Here is a 26,477-nt window from a genome sequence, read left to right on the forward strand (position 1 = left end):
TAAAAAACTACTTATTAGATGCAAGTAGTTGTAAACAATACCCCCCCCATATTATAGGAGGATTTTTCATGGAACAAATTCGTCAGTTTGTATCAGCTGCACTTGCTGGTATGATCATTGCCATTGGTGGCATTGCCTTTTTGACTGTTGAAAGCACATTGCTGGGAAGTATGCTTTTCGTCATTGGCTTATTTGCGATCGTAACATTCAAGTTGCAACTTTTTACTGGTAAAGTCGGTTATATCTTCACAGAAAAACCAATCTACTTACTTGAAGTTGGAATCACTTTGCTTGGTAATTTCTTTGGAACTATGATTACCGCTAAACTTGTACTCTTTACCAGACATGCAGAAGCATTGTTGGCTCGTTTGGAACCAATTATTGTTGCAAAAGGTGGAGATGCGCTTTCTAGTATTTTCATTTTGGGTATTTTCTGTGGTATTTTGATGTTCCTTGCTGTGGATGGATATAGAACTGCTGAAAATGCAAATATGAAGATTGTTGCATTATTTATGCCAATTGTTGTATTTATTCTAAGCGGTTTTGAACACGTTATCGCCAATATGTTCTTCTTCAACTTAAATGGTAACATTACCTTAGAAGTTGTGACATTCTTATTGGTGAATACCCTTGGTAATGCAGTTGGTGCTTTCATCATTCCTACATATTTGCAAGTTTTCAAAATCCGTAAATAATTTTTTAAAAAGTAAAAAACCAATTAAGTCAAATGGGTCGATGTGGGCATCGACCCCTACATTATCATATTAAGTCCATTTATCTTTAGTTGGAACAAAAAAACCACATCCTCTATTATATAGTAGAAGATATGGTTCTTTTTTATTGGTTCAAAGCAAATTCCAACATTTGTTTTGCAATTGGTGTTGCTTTTCCATATTTATCTGAATTTTCAATCAAAACTGCTACTGCAACTTGTGGATCCTCTGCTGGTGCAAATCCAATGAACCAAGAATGATCATTTCCAGTTGCATTTTCAGCAGTTCCTGTTTTACCTGCTACAGTATAGCCAGAAATTTGAGCTGCTGTACCTGTTCCACTTGATACTACAGAAACCATCATATCAGTCAGCAAATCCGCTTCCTCATCAGACATAATCTTTTGGAACACATCAGGTGATGCACTACTACCATAACTACCATCGCTATATATAACACGATCCACCATATAAGGTGTCATCATTTCTCCATCATTTGCAATTGCAGATGCAAACATTGCCATATACAAAGGTGTCACCAAAGTATTTCCTTGACCAATTGAGGTTTCCACCAATTCACTTTCTGTGGAATCACCACTCAAACCAATGCGATTCAAGCTAGTTGCCACATCAAATGGAATTTTATCCAACATACTCATATCCAACATCGTATCCAACAAATCATCTTGACCCAATTGTGTTGCGTATTCTGCAAAGAAACAATTGCAAGATACCGTCAAAGCACCATTCAAGTCCAAATCTCCATGAGCAGTGTTTCCATAACAACGAATGGTTTTGTTTGCAAAGCTGGCTTCTCCAGTACAAGTGTATTGGATATCTTCCCAATTGTCATAATTTTGCATGATATACAAAGCAGTCATCAATTTGAAGGTTGATCCTGGTGGATACAACCCCTGTGTTCCTCTATTGACCAAAGGACTGTTTTCATCTTCACGCAAACTAGACCAATCAGCTGCAATGGTATTGGGGTCGTAGTCCGGATATGCTTGCATTGCCAAAACTTTGCCTGTATCTGGTTCCATCACCACTATTGCACCATTGGCACTACCCAATAAATCGCCAGCCAAACTTTGGATATCCATATCAATGGTCAATTGTATGGAATCGCCAACCAATTCAGTACCCAAAGCTACACTTTGCACCCTTTGCAAAATTTCATTGTGCAAATTCAAAAGTGTAAAGTTTTCTGATAGTTCTAAGCCTGCTTTCCCCATAGAATTGTATCCTGTGATGTGTGCAGACATACGATATCTTGGATATTCACGCACATATGTGCCATCTGCTTGCAAAACACTTCTTGCAATGACCATACCATCACAATCCACAATACTGCCTCTTTGAATGGTTGCATCATCACGATTCAAACGCACATTGTAACTATTGGTGATGATTCCATCTCTTTGCACCACAACCAAATGCACCATATACCCAAACAATAAGAAGAAACAAATTGCCAAGATCCAAAACACACGTCTAATGCTTTTCTTCATATTATTCATATGCTTCACCACCTGACACTTCATTTACTTCTACTTTTTCTTTAGTAGAAGCTGTTTTTTTTGCTGATGGTGTTTTCTTCTCTTTACCTTGTGTGCCATCACCATGTTTTTTACAATAGATACAAACCCATTGCAACAAACCAATCATAATCAGACTCACCAAAACAGAACTACCACCATAACTGATAAAAGGCAATGTTACACCAGTCAATGGAATCAATTTGATGACACCACCAATGATTAGAAATGTTTGGAAAGATAAAATCGCTGTGATGCCCAATGCCAAAATACTATAGTATCTTCTACCACAGTCCAAAGCAATACGCACACCACGATACAAAAGCATAACAAAAATACCAATGATACCACAAGCAAAAATCACACCAAATTCTTCTGCAATGGCTGCAAAGATAAAGTCACTTTCCACTACTGGAATCACTGTAGGATATCCTTTGGTCAAACCACAACCAAAGAACCCAAATGTTGTGATTGCAAATAATGAGTTGGCAATTTGATAACCGCCACCTTCAATATCTGACCATGGATTTTGCCAAGCAGATACACGCACTTGTACATGACTAAACAAATGATAGGATGCAATGGCTGCAATACTGGCACTTCCCAATCCAACACCCATCAAAACCAAATTGGAAGTTGCAATATACAACAAAGATAGGTAAGTGACAAAGAAAATCAACGCACTACCCAAGTCCTTTTGGAACACCAATAGAATAATCAACCCAAAACTTAAAAATCCTGTGGTCAAAAACTCTTTCCAATCCACTTTTTTACGAAATACACTTGCCAAATAGAAAATATACAAAAATTTGACAATTTCTGATGGTTGGAAGGTGATGCTACCGATTTTCAACCAGTTGGTGGAACCATAATGGGATACACCAAACAACAACGTGCAAATGAGCAAACCATAGCTGACAATGATATATGCCCATTCAAAAATTTCAAATTTCGGAATCAGTTTCAATATTCTTGGAATGCAAAGCACCACAAAAACACCAAACACAATAAATGCCAATTGTCGATATGCCAAAGATGCATTCAATCGTTGCAACATAATCAAACTGGTATCCAATAAGAACAGAACACCCATCCAAATCAATGGACATCCATCTTTATAAAACCGATTCAAAACATACATTGCAACCAACAGGAACACCAGTCCTGCAAAGCCAAATGCCACCACTTGCCACTGATACATCAACGTTTCTCTATTGTATCCCAAAATCAAAAATGCAGTGAGATGATAGCAAACCAATATTCTTTTTTGTACCGATATGGCACGAAAAGGGTTACCAAAGTAACCCCCTTGTTCATACGCAACATATACAACACCTTGCCACAAGAACAAGATGATATAAAACACAAATACATATCTGCTGAGTACAATTAATAAATCAAACATATTTTATTCCACTCCACGGAAGAAATGACCCTTTGTATTGCCACGGTCATTCATTTCATCTAATAAAACTCTTGTTGCATCACTTACTTTTTCCCAATTGTCTGTCATTTCAGCATATGCCTTTGCAACCTTATTGGTTCTTGCTCCACCTTCTTTTGTGAAGTCCAAACGTACAGTTCCTGTGACACTTTCCAAAATTTCATTGTAGAATTTCAATGTAAACATTGGTTTGCTGTTGAGAATTGTACAGACACAGCTTTCACAATCTGGGTGTAATGGGAATTTCATATCTTTTCTATCTTTCAAGAAATACAATTCGCCACTATTTTTTTCTGAACAGTAGAGATTACCTTCTTTACCACCCACAAAGTTACCTATTGGACATTGTTGTGTTTTCATCAATGGCAAATAACCATATACCACCATTTGACAATCTGCATCTGCATATTGGTTGATTTCTTCCAAATTGGATTCCACAGAAACACAGACCACGTCAGCACCTTGTTGTTTCCAGAAGTTGACACCTTCTTCGTTCATTACATTCAACGTATAGTCTACCACAATTTTCTTGCCACTATTCTTCACTTGTGCCAATTGACCAGCAGAACGAATTAAGAAACCATCCACATCTTTCTCCATAACACGAGAAATCAACTCTGTATCCTTTGCCAATTTCCATTGTCTTGTGATTTGTGGCAATGCTGCATAGAACTGAATACCTTTTTCTTTACAATATTCAATTGCTGCATCGAAATGACGTTCGTTCTTTTGTGTCAATTCAAAATAAATGGCTTCAATGCCTTTCAAAGGAAGAATACCTTCCAATTGGCTCATTTCACAAACCAAAGCATGAACCTTTTTCTGCAATACAAATGGTTTTTGTGCTTTTTCTTCTATTTTAGGTTGCAATTCTTTGTGTTTGCTGCGTTTGATGATGGCTGCTTCCAAAGCTTCTGCCGCTTCTCTACGCAATTGGTTGACACCAGAAATATTTACGAAGATATCACGATCCACATCCACTTCCAAGTTTTCAAATACAAATGGAGTTGCGCCCATTTTTTCTGTTTGTTGACGTAGTTTCATAGGAAGAATTGGTTGATTTTCTGCTCTTTTTACCACTTCACCTGTGACAAATACACTGCTACCACCCATATCTGTCAATTGCAAAGAGATTGGTTGATCCAATTTCACACGCAGCACACCATAAATAGGCAATTTTCTACTATCCTTTTCCCATGTTTTGTTCAAAGTATCGGTCAAAGATTTACCATAAGTACGATACACCACATCATTTTTTTGAATGTCACCTTCCATAGAAATTGCAATGACTTCACCTGCTTTGGAATGTTTGGAAAGATAGGTACCCACATGAGGTCCTCTGGATGTCCAAACTTCGATACCATCACCAGGCACCAATGGTTCACGTGTTCTAATGGTCAAACGTTTGTATTTGGGAATGTAGTCATCTACAATACCGATTTTAAGCCCCCATGTTTTGGGACGTTCAATGCTCATCATATCTGCACCGGCTGTAGATGTATAATACCCTTCTGTGAATCCACCTCGATTGAACAATTGTGTCAATGCTTTGATGTCTTCTGTTGCCACTGCATAGCCTTCTGGATTTGCAAAGTATAGATCAATATATTTACGATAAATGCCCGTAACACCTGCTACATATTCAGGATTTTTCATTCTACCTTCAATTTTGAGGGATGCAATGCCAGCTTCAATGAGTTGTGGCAAAATGGTAACAGTTTGCACATCTTTTGGAGAAAGCAAGTAACCTTCTTGCATTTGGTTTGTACCTTTGTATAGGGTATATGGCAAACGACATGTTTGTGCACATCTACCTCTATTGCCACTTCTTCCACCAAGCATACTACTCATGATACATTGACCAGAATAGGATACACACAATGCACCATGGATAAAGGTTTCAATTTCTGCTTCCGCTTCTGCTACAATTTCTTGAATTTCATCCACAGACAATTCTCTACTCAAAACAATTTTGGAGAATCCCATAGAGTCCCAATGTTTCACATCTGCCAAGGAATTTGCTGTCATTTGTGTGCTTGCATGTAGCATAAAATCAGGATATTGTGCATGTACCAACTGTGCTGCACCTGTATCTTGCAAAATCAATGCATCTACACCCATAGCATATAATTTGCCTACAAAAACCAAAAAGTCTGCCATTTCTTTTTCTTTATATAAGGTATTTACCGTTACATATACCTTAACGCCACGCAAATGACAATAGTCACATGCTTCTTCTATTTCTTCCAATGAAAAATTACCAGCACTTTGTCTGGCACTAAAGGATTTCCCACCCAAATAAACAGCGTCACAACCATTGCAAACTGCTGCTTTCAAACTTTCCATAGAACCTGCTGGTGATAGCAGTTCTGGTTTTCGATTCATAGTCATATAAGACTCCCTTCTGATCTGAAATCACATTATCTTCTTTTGCGATTTCTTGCACTTCTTGCATTTCTTGCGTTTCTTGCTTGTTGCGCATATGGCAATACCATTTGTTCTGGCTCTGCATACATTTTATCTCTGATGATACGTGGAATTTCAATTTCTTCCAAATCCTCCAATTCTTCTATATAAGAAGGAATTTCTCTATCATCGTTTTCTTCATATTCTTCTTCCAAAGGCTCATCCATCAATTCATCTGCTTCGTACTCATCAAAATCATCTGCATCGCCAAAATATGTATCATCTTCTGCATATTCATCTTCCAAATACTCGTCTTCTTGTTCCAAATCCCCTTCTGCTAGAACAATGTTCAAATCTGCTTTGCTATATTGCATTGCTGGTGTTTTGCGACCAGTTTGTTCTGCTTTGAGTGTACGTATGACTTTACGCAATTCTTCATTTTCATTTTCCAAATCATTTTTATCATTTTCCAAAGCAACTACTTTGTTTTCCGCTTTAATGAAGTCATCGGTAATATTGAGAGCAGTCAATATATATGCCATAGTTGGGTCCAAACGAATTCCTACAGTTTCTCTACGAATTTCTGCCATTTTTGCATCCACGTATTCTGCAACTTGTTGAATGTGCTCTACAGTAGATTCCCCCCTAAGCATAAATGACTTGCCATCCACTGTAACCCTTGTGCTATTTCGCATTACGATACCCCCTTATACCCTTACTATATATATAAATTTTTAGATTTCAACATAGATTTTCATTCATAAGTATACCACAAAACCTGTTGGGAAGAAACATTTATTTCTTTGAGATTCTTACAATTCATTAAAAAAAGTGCATGCATTTTCAGCACACACTTTTCAACGTTTTTGAAATTACAATACAAGAGATGGAGCAGAATATACTCTAGCACCCAATTCGCTATCCAGCATATACAAGCTTTTTGCATCGCCACCAAACAATTCCATTCTAGTAATCAAATTGTTTGCATTGGTTTCTTCTTCACCTTGTTCTTTGATGAACCAATCCAAGAATTGCACTGTTCTATAGTCATGAAGTTCTTGTGCCACTGCATAGATTTCATTGATGGAATTTGTTACATAAATTTCATGTGCCATTGCAGCTTTGAGTCCATCCATCAAACCATCCAAAGGAACATCAGGTTTTGCAATTGCTTCCAATTGCACTTTATGTCCATTGTTGTGCAAATATTGATAGAACAAATATCCATGATCGCTTTCTTCTTTTGCTTGGATATGGTACCAGTTTGCAAAGCCAGACAAGCCTTTGTCTTCGTAGTAATTTGCAAAATCCAAGTACAAATAAGCAGAGTAAAATTCTTTGTTCACTTGTGCATTCAATAGGGTTACGATTTTTTCATTCAACATATTCATATCCTCCTTCAGACGCCTCTTCTTCTTGTTGTATATATTCTTGTGTACTTTTGGTTACAATAACTTTTTCAATTCGTTTTTCTTCAATGTTTTCAATTTCAAACATCCAACCATGGGACAAAACTCTTGGTTTTTGATTTTCTTTTGGGATTCTACCCAAAACACCTATGAGATATCCACCCAAAGTATCATAATCATCGTTGTCATCAAATTGTATTTCCAATTTTTCTTCTACATCTTGAATATCTGTTGTACCTAAGATTTGATATGCATCTTCTCCAATTTGGGTGATTTCTTCTTCTTCTTCCAAATCGTATTCATCGAAAATATTGCCTACAATTTCTTCCACAATATCTTCCATAGTCACCAAACCAGCAGTGCCACCATATTCATCAATGACAATTGCCATATGGATTTTATCTCGTTGCATTTCTCGAAACAGTTCATCAATTTTCTTGGAAAATGGAACAAAGAATGCTTCTCGAACCACTTCTTTCAACTGAAATTCTTCTCGATTTCTATGCAACACAAACTCAAAGAAGTCCTTCAAATGCAACACACCAACTACATTGTCAATATTGTCTTCAAATACAACCACCCTTGAATATTTATCATTGGTCATAACATCCAAAACTTCTTCAAAATCCGCTTCAATGGAGATAGCAGAAATATCCGTTCTATGGGTTGCGATGTCTCCTGTAAAGGTATCACCCATTTCAAAAATATTGTTGATCATTTCTTTTTCTGATTCATCTAATGTACCATTGTCACCACCAGCATCTACCATCATTCTAATATCTTCTGCTGTAACAGGGTTTTTCTCTTTCTTTCCATTTGTCAATACCCATACCATCACCAAAATAATATTGGCAAAAACGGATATGGCAAGCAATACTTCCATCCAATCATCCTTTTCATAAATATACAATCAGTTTCATCTTTCATTCATAGTGTAGTACGAAATGGGTATTCTGTCAAGAACTCCTTCCTTATAATGGCAAACACTTATATATTCTTTACGGTTTCCTAACTTGACACAGTATCTGATTCCCTGTAAAATATATCCATAGACGATACCGCATAACCCTGATTGCAAAATTTGTGATAGAGGATCCAGCGGTGTTGCCATACTATAAACAGCAACTTCGAAAGGAGCTACTATGATAGAAAACACAAACATTCCACAAGTCAATAGCAGATTGCGTCAACACATTGTTAGAATGCCATCTGAAATCAATGCTGCAAGCGGTATTGATATATGGGGTAGAAACATCAAATCCCTTGTTTTTTCAACAGATATTGCCATCATTCGCAACTGTAATGCAGATGCTGTTTTGGCTGTATATCCATTTACACCACAACAAATCATTGCAGATTCCATTATTTCATCTTCCAGTATGCCTGTTTTTTGTGGCGTTGGCGGTGGAACTACAACTGGTCCTCGTGTGGTTATGTTGGCAAAGGATGCTGAAGCCTTGGGCGCCATGGCAGTTGTGGTCAATGCACCAACCACCAATAGAGTCATTCATCACATTCATGATATTATTGATATTCCCATTGTTGTCACTGTTTTGGATGAAAATTCTGATATTGAAGGTCGTATCAAAGCTGGTTGTAGCATTTTGAATGTTTCTGCTGCTGCAAGAACTGCTGAAGTGGTTCGTAAAATACGAGAAAAACATCCCGATATTGCCATTATTGCAACGGGTGGTCCTACTCGTCAAAGTATCAAAGAAACCATTGCAGCTGGTGCAAATGCCATTAGTTTTACACCACCAACTGCTGCTGAACTATTCCACGGTATGATGAGTCGATATCGCAAAGACCATGAAGAAAGTCAAAATAACAAATAAAATTTAAATAAAAACAAAGCTCACACCACGATTTGAAATTATGGTATGAGCTTTTTTATTTTTATAGTTAAACGGGTCGATGAGGGCATCGACCCTACGCCTTCTTATTAAGCCTTTTTATCTTGAATTGGGACTTATTATTTTAAATTATTTTTTTATCATACAATCTAGCAGCATTCAAAACAACCAATACAGAACCAGCGTTGTGTACCAAAGCGCCTGTTGCTGGTGTCAATAGACCCATTACAGACAACACAATGGCAATACAGTTGATGGTCATTGCTAAGGTTATATTGAATTTGATTGAGAAAATGGTTGCATCAGATAATTTTTTCAAATAGGAAATTTTAGAAATATCATCACCCATAATGGCAATATCTGCTGCATCAATGGCAATATCACTGCCCATAGTGCCCATTGCTATACCAACAGAAGCTGTTTTCAGTGCAGGTGCATCATTGACACCATCACCAACCATACACACATTGACAGATTGTTCCATAAGTGATTGGATTGCAGCAACTTTTCCTTCTGGCAACAAAGATGCATGTACTTCTGTAATTCCAACTTTTTCTGCAATGAAGTTTGCACTCTTTTCATTGTCGCCTGTCAACAAAATGGTGTTTTTGATACCAGAATCATGCAAAGTTGCAATGGCTTTTGCTGATGTTTCCTTGATTTCATCAGACAAACCAACAATACCCATAACCACACTTTCATTTGCAACAATGATGACTGCTTTTCCTTCTTCTCTTAATCCAGCTATTTTTTTATGAATTTCATCTGATAGTTCCAAGTTGATTGCTTCCATCAATTTTTCATTGCCACAGAAAATCATACTGCCATCAACAGACGCCAAAACACCTTTACCCACTTGCATTGCAAAGTCTTTGATTTCCAGTGCTTCCAAATGGTTTTTCTTTGCATAATTGACAACTGCTTTTCCAATTGGATGTTCTGATCTGCTTTCTACAGCCGATACCACTGGCATCAATTTATTTTCATCTCCTACAAATGAAACAATGTCACTGACTGCCAAATTTCCAAGGGTAATGGTTCCTGTTTTGTCAAATGCAACTGTAGATACCATACCCATACGTTCCAAAGCTTCTCCTGATTTGATGAGCACACCATTTTTTGTTGCTTGACCGATTGCTGCCATAATGGAAGTTGGTGTTGCAAGTGCCAATGCACATGGACAAAATACAACCAAAACCGTAACTGCTCTTGTCAAAGCTGCGTCTGGTGCTTGGAATCCAAACATAAACACGAGATATGTAATGATGGCAATGATACAAGCAGATGGAACCAAATAAGATGCCCATTTGTCCACTGTTTTTTGTGTAGGTGCCTTTTGTTCTTCTGCTTCTGCAACCAATTGAATCATTTTTTGTAAAGATGAATTTGCAAAGGATTTGGTCACCTGGATATCCACAGAACCAAAACGATTCATGGTGCCTGTAAATACATCATCACCTTCGCCTTTATCCACTGGTAAAGATTCTCCTGTGATGATAGATTGATCCACAGTTGTGGTTCCACTGACAATCACACCATCTGCTGAAAAACTTTCACCTGGCAATACACGTAAAATATCACCAACTGCAATATTCTTTGCTTCTACCATTTCTTCTGTTGTATTTCCAGATGCATCCACTGTAATTTTTCTACCAACACTTGGCAAAAGATTGAACAACAATTCAATACCTCTTTTTGCTTTTTCTACAGTTCTACCTTCCAAATATTCCCCAATTGCCATGATAAATGCAACTTCACCAGCTGCAAAAACATCGCCAATGTAAACAGCTGCAACCATAGCAATGGTAATGAGAAGTGGTGATGTGATTTTTTTATCCATAACCGTAACCACTGCCCAATAGGCAATTGGTGTTCCAGAAATCAACAAAGATACCCATGCTGGATTCACTGGACAGACAACAGAAATTTCCATCATTGGAAAGATATATTCCAAAAGAAAACTTGCTAGCAAAAATAAACCTGAAACCCAAAGCATTGGTATCGAATTGAGTTTTTCCATAAATTCATCCATAATTTTTCTCCTTATAAAGTTTTTGAAAATTTATTGAGTGCAGAAACCAATTTATCTATGGCTTCATCACCATGACCATCTTGCACTGCATCCAACACACAGTGATGCATATGACCTTCTAAAATCACTTGACCTGTTTTGTGAAGTGCTGCTTTCACTGCTCCAATTTGCACCAAAATATCTTCACAAGGTTTGTCTTCATTGACCATTTTTTGAATGCCACGTACTTGACCTTCAATTTTTTTGAGACGCATATTGATTGCATCTACGTCCATACATTGTTTCATATTTTCTCCTCCTTTAGTACCCATAGGGGGTATGGGTACATAATATCCTTTTTGCAAATAAATGTCAAGAAAAAAGAACAAAAAAGAAGCAGACCAAAAGATCTACTCCTTAATTTTATCACCCAGTTGTGTCAAAATGTTGCAATACCATCAACGTTCTATTGCAATTTCTTGTGTTTGTTTCAAAGTAACAGTCAATAAGATGATTGCAACCACAATGGAAATACAGTCTGCAACAGGTTGTGCCCAAATCAAACCATCCAAACCAAACAAATAGTTGACAATGAAGATGGTTGGAATAAAGAGCAACCCTTGTCTACTGACAGACAAAACCAAAGATGCCATTGCTTTTCCCATAGACTGTAAAGTGGACATAGAGACAAACATAATTCCCAACAAGCAACCAGATACTGCCTGTGCTCGTAACATAATGGTTCCATATGCAATAACTTCTGCATCGTTGATGAATACAGACACAATGGTTTCTGCTGTGACAAAATAGATGGATGCAATGACAACACCCATGCTCAAAGCAACTGTAATGATGTATTTGATGACTTGTTTCATTCTTGTGTAATTGCCTGCACCATAGTTATATCCAATCAAAGGTTGTGCCCCCATAGTCAAACCAAGATACAACATAATCAAAAGCATATTGGCTTTTAAAGCGATTCCCATTGCTGCAACTGGAATATCTCCATAACCACTTAAGAATACATTGTAAATCAAGCTGGCAATGCTCATTAAGAGATTGTTCAAAGATGCTGGTGTTCCAATTTTAAATACATCTGATACAATTTTACCTTGTAATGTAAAATCTTTTGGTTGAATGGACAACACTGATTTTCCTTTTTGCAATAAGATTACGTAATAAATAGATGCAATGACATTTCCAATCACCGTTGCAACTGCTGCACCAATGACACCCATATCCAAAGTCAAAATCATAATGGGGTCCAAAACAATATTGACAATGGTACCAATCATCATCCCAATCATGGCTTCTTTTACAAGTCCTACACTACGCACAACATTACCATAGGCATTTGCCAAAACAATAAATGGTGCACCAAAAGCAAGATATGTCAAATATTCATATACATATGCATATGTAGCTTCTGTTGCTCCTGTTAAAAGTACAACAGTTTCCATAAAAATAAGTCCCAAAACACCAATCAATAGACCTGCTCCAAGTGCACCATAGAAGCAAAAACTGCTGACATGTTTGATATCATCGGTTCGTTTTGCACCTAGATATCTGGAAATTGCAGAACTGCCACCAATGCCAAATAAGTTTCCCAAAGCAATGAATAGCATAAAAATTGGCATCGTCAAAGATACCGCTGCAACCTGCATTGCATCTCCTGTTTGTCCTACAAAAAATGTATCCGCTAAGTTGTAAAATAACATAACCATCATTGATGCGATGGTGGGTAGTGCCAATGTCCAAACTGACTTGGAAATTGGTTGATTTTCAAATAAATCCTGTTTTTTGTTTGATATATCCATTTCACTCTCCTTTTGTTTTGCACCAAACTATCTATCCCAAAAGAATACAACAAAATCAATTACTTTAAATTTCGTTGTATTTTTTTTAAAATATGAATGAGTGCCGCTTCTTCTTCTACTGTGATATTTTCCAAAATTTTTTCATTGGCTTTTGCTATCAACCGCTCCGTTTCCGCTTGTTGTTGCAACGCCTTTTCTGTCAAAACAATTTTACGCAATCGTGCATCTTCTTTGACTGGCTCTCGTTTGATAAGTCCATTTTTTTCCATATTGCTGATCATCAAACTGACCGATGAACGATGTAATTCAAAAGCTTCCTCAATATCCTTTTGGAATACATCATCTGCTTTGCTCCGATCAAAAACAAAGGAAATTACATGAGCTTGTGGCACAGAAACCTCTTTGTTCATACCCTTAGAAAGCACATTATCAATTTCTCTTTTGGCAAGATGTACTGTTTTGATCATTTCCAAAGTAGTTTTTTTGTTTTCCATGATGTACCTCCTTTTTGTTTTGTACAAAACAATATTACACATGAAATCACAATTTGTCAAGTGAAAATTACATAAAAATAAGCGAACCCGAAAGTCCGCATTAAGGCGGCGAGAATTGAACACACTCGTCCTCAGCGAAAATAAATAAGCCTTTTCGGTTTATCCTCAATCAAAATAGCTTTGGCTATTCCTCAATCGGATGCACCAAAAATTCTAGATTTATTTTTCGTTGAGGATGCAGGCAGTTTTGGGATGAAAATTCTTTTTTCTAGCAAGGCAGACGATTGAATCGTACCTAAAGGTACGGTGATTGAGGATAACGCAGCCTAGGGAGAAGAATTTTATCACAAAACCGAGTGGGTTCAACTCTCGCCACCTTACCCATCAAATCTTATTTACTTTGCAACAAATCTCTAATTTCCATCAACAGCTTCACATCATCTGGAATCACAGGTTCTGCTGGAGCTGGTGCAGGTTCTTCTTTTTTCTTATGTACTTTGTTGATTGCTTTTACCATCATAAATACCACAAATGCAGTCAATAAGAATGTGATGATATTTTGAATGAAATTGCCATAATAAATTGCAGATTCTGCCACTTCTTTTGTTGCTGGTGTAATCACATATTTCAAATCTGTGAAGGAAATACCATTGAACAAAATTCCAATGATTGGCATTACCACATCTTTCACCAAAGAATTGACAATGGTTGTGAAAGCACCACCAATAATCACGCCAATTGCCAAGTCAATGACATTACCCCTTGTAATAAATGTTTTAAATTCGCTTGCAAACCCCTTCATACTACATCTCCTTTTTGTTGCTTTTCATCATACAATCACCCTATTTGTATTTTACTACCATTTGTGCTTTTTTGCACTAAAATTTTCTTTTCTATGCTTTCTTTTAACTCAGAAACATGGGATACAATACCCACCAAACGCTTCCCATCTGACAAACGTTGCAATACTTCAATGGCTTGTTCTCTGGAGTTTTCATCCAAAGAGCCGAATCCTTCGTCAATAAACATGGTTTCGATATCCACACCACCAGCATACATTTGGATGACATCTGCAAGCCCAAGTGCCAGTGACAAAGATGCTTTGAAAGATTCACCACCAGACAACGATTTGACAGAACGTGTGGTTCCTGTGTAGTAGTCGATGACTTCCATATCCAGACCCGTTTGGCTTCTCTTATCCCTTGTACCTTCTGCACGTACCAAAGCATATCTACCAGCAGTCATATCATGGAGCCTTTGGTTGGCTGCTTGCAAAATCTGGTCAAAATAAAACATTTGCACATAGACTTCAAATGTGATTTTCAATGCACCAATGCCCTGTAAATCACCATTGGCTGCTTTGGATAACTCTGCTATTGGCAAGTAGATAGCTTCTGCTTTTTGTCTGAATTTCCATTGTTCTTCTGCTTTTTCCAATAGTTGTTGCAAAATGGCTATGGTTTTGCCACGTTCCAATTTTTGCACTTCCAATTCCATCAGCTGATTGGTGATGGTCTGTTCTTTTTCTTGCAAAGCCACCAAATCCACAACAACTGCTTCTTCGCCAACACCTTTTTTTGCTGCTTGGAACAACTCTTTTGTGTTTTCTAGTTTTGTGAAATATCCTCTATTTTCAGATTCCATTGTTTCCAAAATCATTCTACTTTCTGGCAAATTGGATTTATATGCTTCTGGATTGACAAACCCTTGTTTTTCTAGCTCCAAAGCAAGTTCTTTTGTTTTTTTGTTGAGATTACCTTGTAATTCTTGTTTCTGACGTTTCTTTTCTACTAGCATCGTCTGTTGTTCAGACAATTCTTCTTTTTTCTGTTGCCATAACTGTACAATCCAAGCTCTATCTTTGTCTTCTTGTTCGATATAGCGTTTTAGGCTTGCAATATTACGTTCCATATCTTCTTTTTTGGTGTCTCCAAGTCGATTTTGGAACCCTTTCCATTCACCTTGCAATCCATGAACAACAGATGCAATATTTTTTTGTTCTTGCACTGTAATTTCCAAAAAGCTTTTGTAATTTTCCAGTGCTGTCATATCTTTTTCTATTGTAGCTTCCAATTCTTGCAATGCAATTTGTTGTGTTTGCAACTCTTTTTTGTTTTGTTCTAGGATAGCATATCCATTTTGCCATGTAGCAATTGTTTCTGCTATTTCTGTAATTTGAATTTGTTCTACACTGCAATCTGCTTCCAGTCTTTCCTTGATGGCACTACAAATTGTGCTTTGTGCTTTGCCTTCTGTTCGTATTTTTTCTTGTTGGCTAAAAGCTTCTGCTTCTTTCTTCTTCCATTTTTCCCAAGTTTCTTTTGTTGGTGCTTCGTCTGGAATTTTTGCAATATTGGGATGATGCAAAGAACCACAAACAGGACATGCATCTCCTTCTATCAAGTTTTCTGCCAAATTCCCTGCTTGTGCACCTAAATATGCAATTTCAACCTGTTCACGCATTTTCTCAATTTCTTGATACTTTTGTTCCACTTGCTTATATTCTCTACGCATTGCATTTAATTTATTGATTTCTTGCTCTAATTTTTTTTGGTCCAAAAGCAATCCATCTAATTTTACTTTGCGTTCTTGCTCTTTCTCCATTTTTTGTTGCAAAATCAATTGTTCACGTTCCAATTTACTTTTTTCTTGTACTTGTTTTTGTGCTGCTTCAATGCCCTTGCTTTTTTGTTCCATATCCCTTTGGATTTCTTGTTTCTTTTGCTCAATATTTTCCAAAAATGCACGATTTTTTGCAAGATTTGTTTCTACCAATTCTTTTTCATCAAACAATTGCAAATGTTCTTCTAATTTTTGCAAGCGAATACGCTCTCCATCCAAAGCCACCTTCGTTTCTTCCAAACGTTCTTTTTCCTTCTCTTTTTCTTGGAACACAGGTGTCAAAACAGCAATGGATTTTTCATATGTTTCCACTTCTTTTGTAGCAATTTCCAGCTGCAATTGGATTCGATTCTTTTCATTTGCAATGGGTGCAATATAGTCCAAAGCCTTTCTTTGCAATTGTAACCCTTTCATTTCAACCAATTTCACTTCTTCTTGTTGCTCCAAAGCAATCAAGTCTTCTTTGGTTTGTTTCAAAGTCACAATTTGACGATTGATCAATTCCCCTTTTGCAATTTCTTCCTTCAAAGAACTGCTTTCCTCTTGTGATTGCTTCCATTTACCTTCGATTCCAGCAAAGTCTTTTTGTGATTGGAACAAAATGCCCTTTTGTTTCACCAAAAATGTATCCACATCATACAAAGCATCCTTTGCAACCACATCTTCATCCAATTGATTCATATATTGCAACAAAAATTTTCCGCTATCTTCAAAGGCAATTCTTGCTTCTTTTTCTTGTTCTTTGAGCAATTGTTGGAATTCTGAAAACAAATCTGTGTGGAATATTTTACGGAAAATCAATCCACGTTTGCTACTATCTGCATGTAATAACTCCAAGAATTCACCTTGTGCAATCATAGAAATTTGTTTGAACTGTTTTGCATCCAAACCAAGCAATTCTGTTACTGCATTTTTGACAGGTGTATTGCCATCAGACAAAACCATTCCATCTTTGGATAAAGTTGCTTCTGCTGGCACTGTTGTCATGCCATCACCATTTTTCTTTGCTCTGGCATAAGATGGACTTCTGGTGATTTTATAGGTATCTCCTTTATGGGTAAATTCCAATTCCACAAAGGTTTTTGTATCTGCTATTGCAAAATGACTTCTGACACCATCGGTACTGCGTACAGAACCACTGGCTTCTCCATAAAATGCAAAGCAAATGGCATCAAAAATAGTGGTTTTACCAGCACCCGTATCACCACTGATGAGGAACAATCCACTGCTACCTATTTTCTCAAAATCCACTTTCACCATATTCCCAAAGGGTCCAAAAGCAGATATTTTTAAGAATTTTGGTTTCATCTGCCATCACCTCCTAAGTTTTGCCAAATCTTTTGCACCAATACACGTTGGGTATCATCCAATTCTTTGTTGGTTTGTTGCAAGAAAAAATCTGCAAACATATCTTCTGGTTTGTTTTTCTCCAAGGTGAATTTTTCCAATTGGATACCTTTGCCACCTGTATTCATAATGTCCAAAGTCATAATATTGGGATAGATATTTCTCAGCTTTCCAAGTGGGTCATAATGCATCTTTTCATCGGTCAAAACCACACGCATATAATCATTGGAACCACCATTTTTTCTACCTTCTTCCAACAATTCTTCTAAACCACCACAGAGTTCTCCCAATGGATGCAATGGTTCTAGTGGAATTTGTTTGATATCTATATTTCCTTTTTCTTGCAAATCCACTAGCGTTACAGATTTACCACGTCTGATTTCAGAAAAGGAATATGCCAATGGTGAACCTGCATAACGAATGGTATCTTTGCCAATTCTTTGGGGACTATGCAAATGTCCCAGTGCTGTGTAATCAAATGGAAAGAATACCGTTGCATCCACATGGTCAATGCTACCTAAAGATACTGTTTCAGAATCGCTTTCTTCTGCAATACCTTTCCATGTGACAAATTGATGGGATACAATGACATTACGCTTGGTTTCGTCAATTTTCGTATGTTTGACCACTGTTTGAATGCCATCTTGATAGGAAACCACTGCATCTTCTGGGAAATAGGATGCAACTATAGCTGGTTTTACAAATGGAAGCAAATAGAAATGCACTTCTCCAAATGCATCTTCTTTGACAATGTGTTGCAATTCCCCTTGGAATGTACCGGCAATATACAATTCTCTATCTTCCAACAAACGGCTACCAAAATCCAAACGTGTGGCAGAATCATGATTTCCAGATATGAGAAAAACAGCTACTTTTCGTTTCACCAGCTCTGTCAAAAAAGTATCCAAAAGTTTGGTTGCTTCTGCCGGCGGTATGGGTTTGTCATATACATCACCTGCAATGAGCACACAATCTGGTTGTTCTGTATCCACCATATCTAAAATTTGGTTCAAGATATATGTTTGGTCTTCTAGCATCGAAAATTCGTGTACACGTTTTCCAATATGCAAATCCCCTAAATGCATCAGTTTCATGTTGTCACCTCAATTTTATATAGCAAAAGGCTATTGAAATAATCAACAGCCTACACATTTTTCTATTATTTAAAAGTCCTTTGCAACTGCAAGCGCTTCTTTTTTTGCATCATTCATAATGTCTACAACAGGTCTTGCTCCTGTATCCAAACCATCTGCTGCCACACAAACATATGCATCAATGCCAAAGAATTGACACATGGTTTTCAGATACAAAGAACCCATTTCCATTGGGGAATCGTTGAAGAATCCACCTCTGGAAGTTAAAAATACCATTTTTGTTGCTTTACACAAGCCAAACATACCTGTTTCATCACAACCAAAGGTAATGCCATCTACACAGATATTTTCAATGTATACCTTCAACAATGCTGGAAAGCTCAAATCCCAAAATGGTGCTGCTACTACGATTTTATCATAGCTTGCAAATGCATGTGCATAGTCAAAACGTGGATGTGTTTTATCATCTTTTTCCAACAATACTTGTCTTTCTTCAAAGAAATCACCCATCATATAGGATAGATTTTCTTGCATTAAGTTCAATTCTGTGATTTCATATCTATCTTTTATGGCATCCAAAAAACAATCTGCCAATTCTTTGCTACGAGACTCATTTTCACGGATACAACAATTGATGTACAATACCTTTTCCATTTCAAATCCTCCTATATCAATCCAAAATTTTCACTTCTAATATTGGTAGTTCTTGATTTGCCATCACTGCGTCCACTTCTTCTTTGCTAGGAACAGAGTCAGATGCACCTTTTTTACCAATTGCCAAAGCACTGGCTGTAGTTGCCAATTGCAACGCTTCTGAAATTTCCATATCATGCAACACACCATATGTGAAGTAGCCACAGAAGGTATCTCCAGCTGCTGTGGTATCCACAACCGAAACCTTATGACATGGAATTTGATATCGTTTACCATTTGTGGCACAGATGGCACCACGACTACCCAAAGTCAAAAGCACATTCACATTTGGATATTTTTCTTGCAAAACACCAATGATTTCTTCTTCTATTGCACAACCTGCAATTTGTGCACCTTCTACTTCATTGACAAACAACCAATCCAACAAATCTAATGGATATTCCAATACTTTTGCATCCATAGGTGCTGCATTGAGCACCACCAAAAGTCCTCTTTTATGTGCTTCTTCAATGATATACCCAACCAAATTGGTTTCGTTTTGCAACAACACCAAGCCTTCGTTTCCAAAAACATCCAAAACAGAATTGATATATTCTTTTGTCAAAATTTGATTGGTTCCACCATACAACAAAATACAGTTTTGACCAGCACCATCCACTTGAATGATGGCGTGTCCACAACTACTTTCCACAAAGGATATATTGGATACATCCACTTGATTTTCTGCCAATTTATCCTTTAAAAATGTACCTTCTTTGCCCAAATAACCTGCATGGTACACTATATTTCCTGCTTTTGCTGCTGCAATGGATTGGTTCAAACCTTTGCCACCACTATTGATGAACAATTCTGAAGAAGATAAGGTTTCACCAGCCGACACAAAATGATCCACTTGGTATACATAATCAATGTTCATAGAGCCAAAATTCAAAATTTTCAATTATGCCAACTCCTTTTCTTCTTCCTGTTTGATACCATTCATAATTTTTTCTTTCCAAGATACACCCACTAGAATCAAGAAAATCCCAAGCAATCTGGCAATGTGGAATTTTCCAAAGAAAAGATAATCCAAAATGATGGTTGCCAAAAGCTGTCCAAACAACAACAAAATGGTGGATGCAGATGACCCTTTCTTTTGTGTGCCAATGACAAGCAAAACCAAAGCCACCAAACCACAAACACTACCCAAATAGAACAAAGGTGGTACTGTTTTCATATAACTCAATGTGAAATCAGAACCATTGCCTGTTGCAAAAATCAAAATCAAAGATGCTACACTGGCACCCCAATAGTTGATGAGGGACCCTTTTGTTGCACCAAAACATTCACCAGCCTTGGTATTCACCATATTGCTCATGGAACTGAGCATTCCACTACAAACTGCTACGATATAATAAATCATTTTTATCCTCCAAATCAAAAACAAACCACCAAAAGTACGCCTGCAATAACCAACATATAACTTGGTAATTGTTTCAATTGAAATTTCTTTTGTTTGAGTCCAAACCAACCATTGTGGTCAATGATTGCAGATGAAATCAGCTGACCCACAACCGATAAACTGAGCATTGCGGTTGCACCAACTGCCACAGTACACCAACTGCTTGTGGTTACAATAATCAAGCCCATAATCCCTACAATATAAACATATTTTGGTGCTCCTCGAAAATCAAAATCGTCTTTTCCTTGGGCTTTTACATAAATCAACAAAAGCACCGCTGCAATGAAATGCACAAAGAAACAAACAGTAAACAAACTATAATATGTACTCAATTGTCCATTGAAAGAAACCATCATTCCTTGCAACAAACCAGCTATTGCCAAAATTACAAAATAAATCATATTGCCTCCTATTTTCATTTTACAAAGATATCTAAAGGTATCACTGCGTGTCGAAAAAGTCGACACGCTAACTTGAAATCAGGATTTCAAGTTGTAGACATAGGTAAAAAGCCGATTTCCTCGTACAAATGTTTCTACGAAGCATCTAGAAATCGCTTTTGTCCTCGACGAAATGCGATTCCGTCTGCGGATGAAAGTCTGCGACGCTAAAAGAAAAAAGACTTTTGGCTTTTTGACAGTCTGAGATACCTAAAGGTATCATACCATAGAACTGCTTTTCTATCAAATCCTATTCCTTTGCTTTTTGAATATTATTTGCTTTTTTATAGAAAATACGATAGAGTAAAAGATATCATATCGAATAATTAAGGAGGTTTTTCTATGTCTAATTTGCAACCACATATTCAGCTTGACGATTCCCATGGTGTGAAATATGCCATTATGCCAGGTGATCCTGCTCGTTTGGATCGCATTGCTCCATTTTTAGACGATGTCCAAGAAATTATGTTCAATAGAGAATATCGTAGCTTAACAGGATACTATAAAGGTGTGAAAATTCTTGCCATTTCCACGGGTATGGGTGGTGCATCCACTGGAATTGCCGTGGAAGAATTGAAGCTGATTGGTATCGAAGCCATGATTCGCATTGGTAGCTGTGGTGGTTTGCAACCACAAATCAAGCTTGGTGATATTATTTTGGTAAATGGTGCTGTTTGTGATGATGGTGCTTCCAAAACATATATGCCTGCTGAATTTCCTGCTGTGCCAGATGCAAATATGTTGTTCTTCTGTATGGAAGCGGCAAAAGAAAACAACTTGCCACATCATGTGGGAATCGCCAGAAGTCATGATAGTTTCTACACAGATGAAGAAGAATCTATTGATGCTTATTGGTCTAAAAAAGGCGTTTTGGGCTGTGATATGGAAACCGCTTCTTTGTTTGTCATTGGTCATTTGCGTGGTGTGAAAGCCGCTTCTATTTTGAATAATGTAGTTGCTCCTGATGAAGATACTGCCGATAGCATTGGAGATTATGTTGCTGGTGAAGGTCTGGCTATGCAAGGTGAACGAAATGAAATTTTAGTGGCACTGGAAGCATTTGTGAAATTGGATGCTATGAAATAAGGGTTGTTTATATTTTACGTGGTATCACCAAACATAAATGTGTAATTGTAACCAACGGGTAACGAAACGTCACCCCTACAAGCCAAACGTTACTACACAAAATAAGCATACAAATAAAACAGGCGTATACATTCATCTTAATTTGTGAACGATACGCCTTATTATTTTATTTTCTTTGATACACAATCTTCCCATCAAAAATGGTCATATCCACTTGCATATCTCCAATTTCTTCTGGTGTTTTATCCTCAAATTTGGAATCCAACAGAACCAAATCTGCCCATTTTCCTACTTCCAAAGAACCCTTATCCCTTTCTTTATATTCTGCATAGGCACCATTGAAGGTGATACAACGAAGTGCATCTTCCAATGAAATCCCCTGTGCAACACCCAATCGATCCCATTCATTGATTTTACGATTCATGGCACTGGCTATCCCTTTCAAAGGACTTGCATTTTGAATACAAGGCCAATCTGATGCAATGGTACACATAATTTTTCTGTCCAATGCTGCTTGTATGGGTATGATGCGATTGCACCTTTCTCCATAATGCACACGATATGCTTCACCCCAAATGGGTAAAAAAGCAGGATTGAACGTAGGAATTACACCAAGTTTTGCAATCCAATCCAACAAATCATCTGGACACAAGAAGCAATGTTCAATGCGATTTCTTGCATTTGGCTTTTCATCACCATCTGCTCTGGCAACCAGTTCATATCCTTTCAACATGGTTTCAATGGCTCTATCTCCTACAGCATGTCCTGTGAATTGACATTGACCTTCATCTGCTTCCAACATTGCTTTTTCCAAACAGAAAATTTGTGTTGTCAATGGATGTACTGCTTCTGTGTCAGATAGAGGTTCTCTTGTGGCACAAGTTCCTGCTGCTGCACTGCCATCTACAAATAATTTCAGTGGTCCATAATGGAATTTCCTAGTACCAACTTTTCTGAAATTTTCAACACTTTTGGACACATCCCAATCAGTAATTCCAATTTGCATTGGATAGATACGCATATCCAACTCCTCACTGATTTCTTCTAAAAACATAGGTGAACAAATACCACCTGCATCATGAACAGAAGTGATTCCCACTGTATGCAAATAAGAAACCGCTTTTTTGACCAATTCCAAACTTTCTGCCTTGGTACGCTTTGGCATGACATATTCTCGTATGGGATGCAAGCCATTTTCTTTGAAACAACCATCTGGATTGCCTTCTTGGTTCAAAATCACATCTTCATCTGGAAATTTTTCTGGATTGACAAAATAATTCACCTCTTCCATCAATTTTGTATTGATCACTGCATTGTGACCATTGGAAAATCCCAAGTATACTGCCACATCTGGAAAGACTGCATCCAATTCAAATCGTGTTGGATATCTATTTTCTTTCAGTGCCATTGGATTCAATTGGTTTCCCACAAGCAATTTCTTTTCTGGATATTTTTTTGCATATTTCTTCATTTTTTCCAGTATATCGGAAATGGTATGCACACCCGCTTCCCTTGATAAATCCACACCACTCCAAATCATATCCCCCATAGAAAGATGCACATGACTATCAATGAATCCCGGTAAAAGTGCTTTTCCTTTGCAATCTATTTTTTGTGTATTCTTCTTTGCAAGTGCCAAAACTTCTTGGTTTGAACCTACAAACGTGATTCGGTTTCCTTCTAACAAAACCGCTTCTGCTATCTCATTGTTTTGATTTATGGTGTGTACCACCGCATTGTATAATATCATTTCGATTACCTCCAATTTTTTTATTTAGTATGGATGATATGAAAAGATATATACAAAAACCGCCTTCTCATCGCTGAAAAGACGGTTACTTTTATTTACGCAAGAACAAATCATTCATACGTTCTGCATATGCAACAATACGTTCTTCAATTCCTTCTACTTTCATAATGCTTTGTGGATCATTTGCAGTTTCAATCATTGCAAATTCTGCTGGCAAACGGAATGTTTTATTCATGCTCATAGAACCAAGAATCTGTTCTGCAACAATATTTCCACCACTATAACCAGAAATGACAATAGCATAAATGGCTTTGTTGTAAAATGCAGTTTTGCGGAACAACGCAGTCAAACGATTGACAAATGCAGATATATTGGCACTGACAGCATCGTTGTAGTTGGGTGCCAAAATCATCAATGCATCTGCACGCAAAATAGCTGGATATATTTCTTCTGTGATGACGCCACCATAGAAACAACTGCCCATTTCGCTAAAATGCTTGCATGTGACAAAAGGGCACCCGCAACAATCCATCACTGTACCATTTTGCAATGAAATTTCACGTACTTCCCAATTTGGCAAATATTTTTCTATTTCGTTCCACAAAGTCAATGTATTGGAAGTTTTGCGACTGCTGGCATGCAACACCAACAAACGTGGTTTCACTCTTTTTTCTTCTTTGAATTCCATCAAACGTTTCAACAAATCCTTCGCTGCCAAAACGTATGCTGTTTCATTATCTGTATGCAAGTTACTTGCCTGAATATGGAAATTATACAAAGAACTGGTGCCTTCTACCAATGCTCTACCAGGAAATGCACACCCTGCCATATTTGCAGTGAGCATCAATTCTCTGGCAACAGATTTGGTGTACAATTCACTTTCTCCATCCACCAAAACACTACCCACACTACCCAGAAACATATCTTTTTTCAGACGCATTTCCTTCAAAAAACGATAGTATTGCAAGTTGATTCCAGAAACTCCTACTGGTATTGCAAATAAAATCCTTTGATTCTGCACATCTTGCAAATTTTGTATGCAGTCAATGATACGCACTTCATAATCCTTTAAAATCTCCTCCAAAATAGAGTTGAGACGTTTGCTTCTCACTTCATCTTGGCATTTTGGATAAATCAAAGTCAGTTGTTTGTTCACACAATCGCCTCCAAACCAACAAAAGCATGTTGGATACGTTCATATAATTCTTCTGGCATTGGAAGATGTTCAATTTCCAAACCAAAAGGTGTTGTTCTATTTTTACTACCCATATACACGCCACCTAGGAAATTGGAGCTATAATGCCACTCTCCACGAATGGTCAACAGTAGAGAAATTGCTGCTGATGAAATGGCTGGCGCTACATATGGTTTGAAGCCCAAATCACGTGTTTTCAAATTGGCTTCCACTGCCATTTTGGTCAATTCCAAAGAAAGCGTATTGTCATAGTTTGAGATGGAATTGGCAATCACCAAATCCCCACCATGTGGTCCAAATGCTCTACCTTCTGTTAAGAAAGATGTGAATTTTGCATCTTGTTTTGCATAATAAGCAGCTCTTGCATTCATAACACCCAAGCCATAGCCTTGGATTTGTTCTGGTCGCAAACCTTTGCCATCAAAATCTCCATTTTCATCTGCATTGCTTGCCAAAAAAGCAGCTTTGCAAAGAGGGTCTACTGGATCGGAAACCACAGCAAACAAACCTTCAAATTGATGATTGCGTGCCAATTTTGCAAAATGACCTACAATTCCTTTATTGGCTTCGTATTGTACCATACGTACATCTTTCACTTCTGAACCAACTGGAGGAATCCCTTTGGATGCACAGAATACAAACACATCGCAATCAAAAAGTTCTTCTTCTTTGAGTATCACCACTTCTGGCATTGCATCGTATTCCCAAGGATATTGTGCTTGGTTCAATTCACTTTCCCAACGTTTGCAAACATTTTCGTTCACATCATAAATACCCAATGTGTGAATACAGTCACCACCCAACAACTTGAGAGCTGTCAAAACAGTGCTACCCACATCACCAAGTGCCAACAAATGCACTCGTTTTTTACCAGAAACATCTTTTTCTAAGTATGCTTTCCAATCTTCTTTGGTTTTCCAATTGGTATTCACCAAAGTAATTGGTTTTTCTACTAGTTTTTGTTCCAAATCCAGAATATCTTCTTTGGAAAGTGTTTGTTTTCCAGCATTCAATTTGTTTTCATCCAACCAAAACAAACCTTCTATTTCAGACAGCTGACCCACATGTGTCAACTTACAATATCCCTTTGTTTGTACAATAGGATATTCCACAGGAAGCAAATATCCTTTTGCTGTATCCATTAAGTTCATAGCAATCTCCTTA

23 protein-coding genes are annotated in these 26,477 nt (G+C 37.4%); 3 read left to right on the plus strand and 20 right to left on the minus strand.

Annotated elements, in window-relative coordinates; translation table 11 throughout:
• Positions 1–68 precede the first annotated feature (68 nt).
• The gene (locus MJY40_RS07800; RefSeq protein WP_317853681.1) at positions 69–695 is read left to right on the plus strand and encodes a formate/nitrite transporter family protein; all 627 of its coding nucleotides are present in this window, start codon (positions 69–71) and stop codon (positions 693–695) included.
• A gap of 142 nt (positions 696–837) precedes the next feature.
• Here MJY40_RS07800 and MJY40_RS07805 read toward each other — a convergent pair whose 3' ends face one another.
• The 6 genes from MJY40_RS07805 to MJY40_RS07830 form a co-directional block, all read right to left on the minus strand.
• Positions 838–2,232: a peptidoglycan D,D-transpeptidase FtsI family protein gene (locus MJY40_RS07805; RefSeq protein ID WP_317853682.1), complete on the minus strand. Its 1,395-nt coding sequence runs from the start codon at positions 2,230–2,232 to the stop codon at positions 838–840.
• Positions 2,225–3,655 carry an FtsW/RodA/SpoVE family cell cycle protein gene (locus MJY40_RS07810; RefSeq protein WP_317853683.1) on the minus strand — a complete coding sequence of 477 codons (1,431 nt, stop codon included), beginning with the start codon at positions 3,653–3,655 and terminating at the stop codon, positions 2,225–2,227. The genes MJY40_RS07805 and MJY40_RS07810 overlap by 8 nt, the downstream gene beginning before the upstream one ends.
• A gap of 3 nt (positions 3,656–3,658) precedes the next feature.
• Positions 3,659–6,085: a U32 family peptidase gene (locus MJY40_RS07815; protein ID WP_317853684.1), complete on the minus strand. Its 2,427-nt coding sequence runs from the start codon at positions 6,083–6,085 to the stop codon at positions 3,659–3,661.
• Positions 6,086–6,114: 29 nt separating this feature from the next.
• A complete protein-coding gene (locus tag MJY40_RS07820) occupies positions 6,115–6,795 on the minus strand; it encodes a cell division protein ZapA (RefSeq protein WP_317853685.1) in 681 nt (226 codons plus the stop codon).
• 177 nt (positions 6,796–6,972) lie between these two features.
• The gene (locus tag MJY40_RS07825) at positions 6,973–7,485 is read right to left on the minus strand and encodes a ferritin (RefSeq protein ID WP_317853686.1); all 513 of its coding nucleotides are present in this window, start codon (positions 7,483–7,485) and stop codon (positions 6,973–6,975) included.
• Complete coding sequence (locus MJY40_RS07830; RefSeq protein ID WP_317853687.1) at positions 7,475–8,392, minus strand: hemolysin family protein; 918 nt, start codon at positions 8,390–8,392, stop codon at positions 7,475–7,477. The genes MJY40_RS07825 and MJY40_RS07830 overlap by 11 nt, the downstream gene beginning before the upstream one ends.
• A gap of 259 nt (positions 8,393–8,651) precedes the next feature.
• Here MJY40_RS07830 and MJY40_RS07835 point away from each other — a divergent pair, with 259 nt between their 5' ends.
• Positions 8,652–9,344, plus strand: coding sequence for a hydrolase (locus MJY40_RS07835; RefSeq protein ID WP_317853688.1), 693 nt, complete (start codon positions 8,652–8,654; stop codon positions 9,342–9,344).
• A gap of 142 nt (positions 9,345–9,486) precedes the next feature.
• Here the strand turns inward: MJY40_RS07835 and MJY40_RS07840 are convergent, their stop codons facing one another.
• The 11 genes from MJY40_RS07840 to MJY40_RS07890 all read right to left on the minus strand — a co-directional run bounded on the left by MJY40_RS07840 (position 9,487) and on the right by MJY40_RS07890 (position 21,243).
• On the minus strand, positions 9,487–11,394 hold the full coding sequence (locus MJY40_RS07840; protein ID WP_317853689.1) for a heavy metal translocating P-type ATPase: 1,908 nt from the start codon (positions 11,392–11,394) through the stop codon (positions 9,487–9,489).
• 11 nt (positions 11,395–11,405) lie between these two features.
• Positions 11,406–11,681, minus strand: a complete 276-nt coding sequence (locus MJY40_RS07845) for a metal-sensitive transcriptional regulator (protein ID WP_317853690.1) — start codon at positions 11,679–11,681, stop codon at positions 11,406–11,408.
• Positions 11,682–11,831: 150 nt separating this feature from the next.
• Positions 11,832–13,190 (minus strand): MATE family efflux transporter, encoded by a 1,359-nt coding sequence (locus MJY40_RS07850; RefSeq protein WP_317853691.1) that lies wholly within the window; start codon positions 13,188–13,190, stop codon positions 11,832–11,834.
• Between the two features lie 59 nt (positions 13,191–13,249).
• Positions 13,250–13,684, minus strand: coding sequence for a MarR family winged helix-turn-helix transcriptional regulator (locus MJY40_RS07855; protein WP_317853692.1), 435 nt, complete (start codon positions 13,682–13,684; stop codon positions 13,250–13,252).
• Positions 13,685–14,075: 391 nt separating this feature from the next.
• The gene (mscL, locus tag MJY40_RS07860; RefSeq protein WP_317853693.1) at positions 14,076–14,486 is read right to left on the minus strand and encodes a large-conductance mechanosensitive channel protein MscL; all 411 of its coding nucleotides are present in this window, start codon (positions 14,484–14,486) and stop codon (positions 14,076–14,078) included.
• Between the two features lie 35 nt (positions 14,487–14,521).
• Positions 14,522–17,614, minus strand: coding sequence for an SMC family ATPase (locus MJY40_RS07865; RefSeq protein ID WP_317853694.1), 3,093 nt, complete (start codon positions 17,612–17,614; stop codon positions 14,522–14,524).
• The gene (locus MJY40_RS07870; RefSeq protein ID WP_317853695.1) at positions 17,611–18,747 is read right to left on the minus strand and encodes an exonuclease SbcCD subunit D; all 1,137 of its coding nucleotides are present in this window, start codon (positions 18,745–18,747) and stop codon (positions 17,611–17,613) included. The genes MJY40_RS07865 and MJY40_RS07870 overlap by 4 nt, the downstream gene beginning before the upstream one ends.
• A 69-nt stretch (positions 18,748–18,816) precedes the next feature.
• Complete coding sequence (locus MJY40_RS07875) at positions 18,817–19,401, minus strand: FMN-dependent NADH-azoreductase (protein ID WP_317853696.1); 585 nt, start codon at positions 19,399–19,401, stop codon at positions 18,817–18,819.
• Positions 19,402–19,417: 16 nt separating this feature from the next.
• Positions 19,418–20,341, minus strand: a complete 924-nt coding sequence (locus tag MJY40_RS07880) for a ribokinase (RefSeq protein WP_317853697.1) — start codon at positions 20,339–20,341, stop codon at positions 19,418–19,420.
• Positions 20,342–20,803 (minus strand): DMT family transporter, encoded by a 462-nt coding sequence (locus tag MJY40_RS07885; RefSeq protein WP_317853698.1) that lies wholly within the window; start codon positions 20,801–20,803, stop codon positions 20,342–20,344.
• Between the two features lie 14 nt (positions 20,804–20,817).
• Positions 20,818–21,243 carry a DMT family transporter gene (locus MJY40_RS07890; RefSeq protein ID WP_317853699.1) on the minus strand — a complete coding sequence of 142 codons (426 nt, stop codon included), beginning with the start codon at positions 21,241–21,243 and terminating at the stop codon, positions 20,818–20,820.
• Between the two features lie 381 nt (positions 21,244–21,624).
• On the opposite strand from MJY40_RS07890, the gene MJY40_RS07895 reads away from it, so the two are divergent.
• Positions 21,625–22,368 carry a nucleoside phosphorylase gene (locus MJY40_RS07895; RefSeq protein ID WP_317853700.1) on the plus strand — a complete coding sequence of 248 codons (744 nt, stop codon included), beginning with the start codon at positions 21,625–21,627 and terminating at the stop codon, positions 22,366–22,368.
• Between the two features lie 166 nt (positions 22,369–22,534).
• Here MJY40_RS07895 and MJY40_RS07900 read toward each other — a convergent pair whose 3' ends face one another.
• The 3 genes from MJY40_RS07900 to MJY40_RS07910 all read right to left on the minus strand — a co-directional run bounded on the left by MJY40_RS07900 (position 22,535) and on the right by MJY40_RS07910 (position 26,464).
• Entirely contained in the window at positions 22,535–24,118 is a 1,584-nt protein-coding gene (locus tag MJY40_RS07900; RefSeq protein WP_317853701.1) for an amidohydrolase, read from the minus strand.
• 91 nt (positions 24,119–24,209) lie between these two features.
• The gene (locus tag MJY40_RS07905; protein ID WP_317853702.1) at positions 24,210–25,274 is read right to left on the minus strand and encodes a flavodoxin family protein; all 1,065 of its coding nucleotides are present in this window, start codon (positions 25,272–25,274) and stop codon (positions 24,210–24,212) included.
• On the minus strand, positions 25,271–26,464 hold the full coding sequence (locus MJY40_RS07910) for a Rossmann-fold NAD(P)-binding domain-containing protein (protein ID WP_317853703.1): 1,194 nt from the start codon (positions 26,462–26,464) through the stop codon (positions 25,271–25,273). The genes MJY40_RS07905 and MJY40_RS07910 overlap by 4 nt, the downstream gene beginning before the upstream one ends.
• Positions 26,465–26,477 lie beyond the last annotated feature (13 nt).

This window comes from Chakrabartyella piscis (assembly GCA_030067835.1).
GTDB classification, from domain to species: Bacteria; Bacillota; Clostridia; order Lachnospirales; family Anaerotignaceae; genus Chakrabartyella; species Chakrabartyella piscis.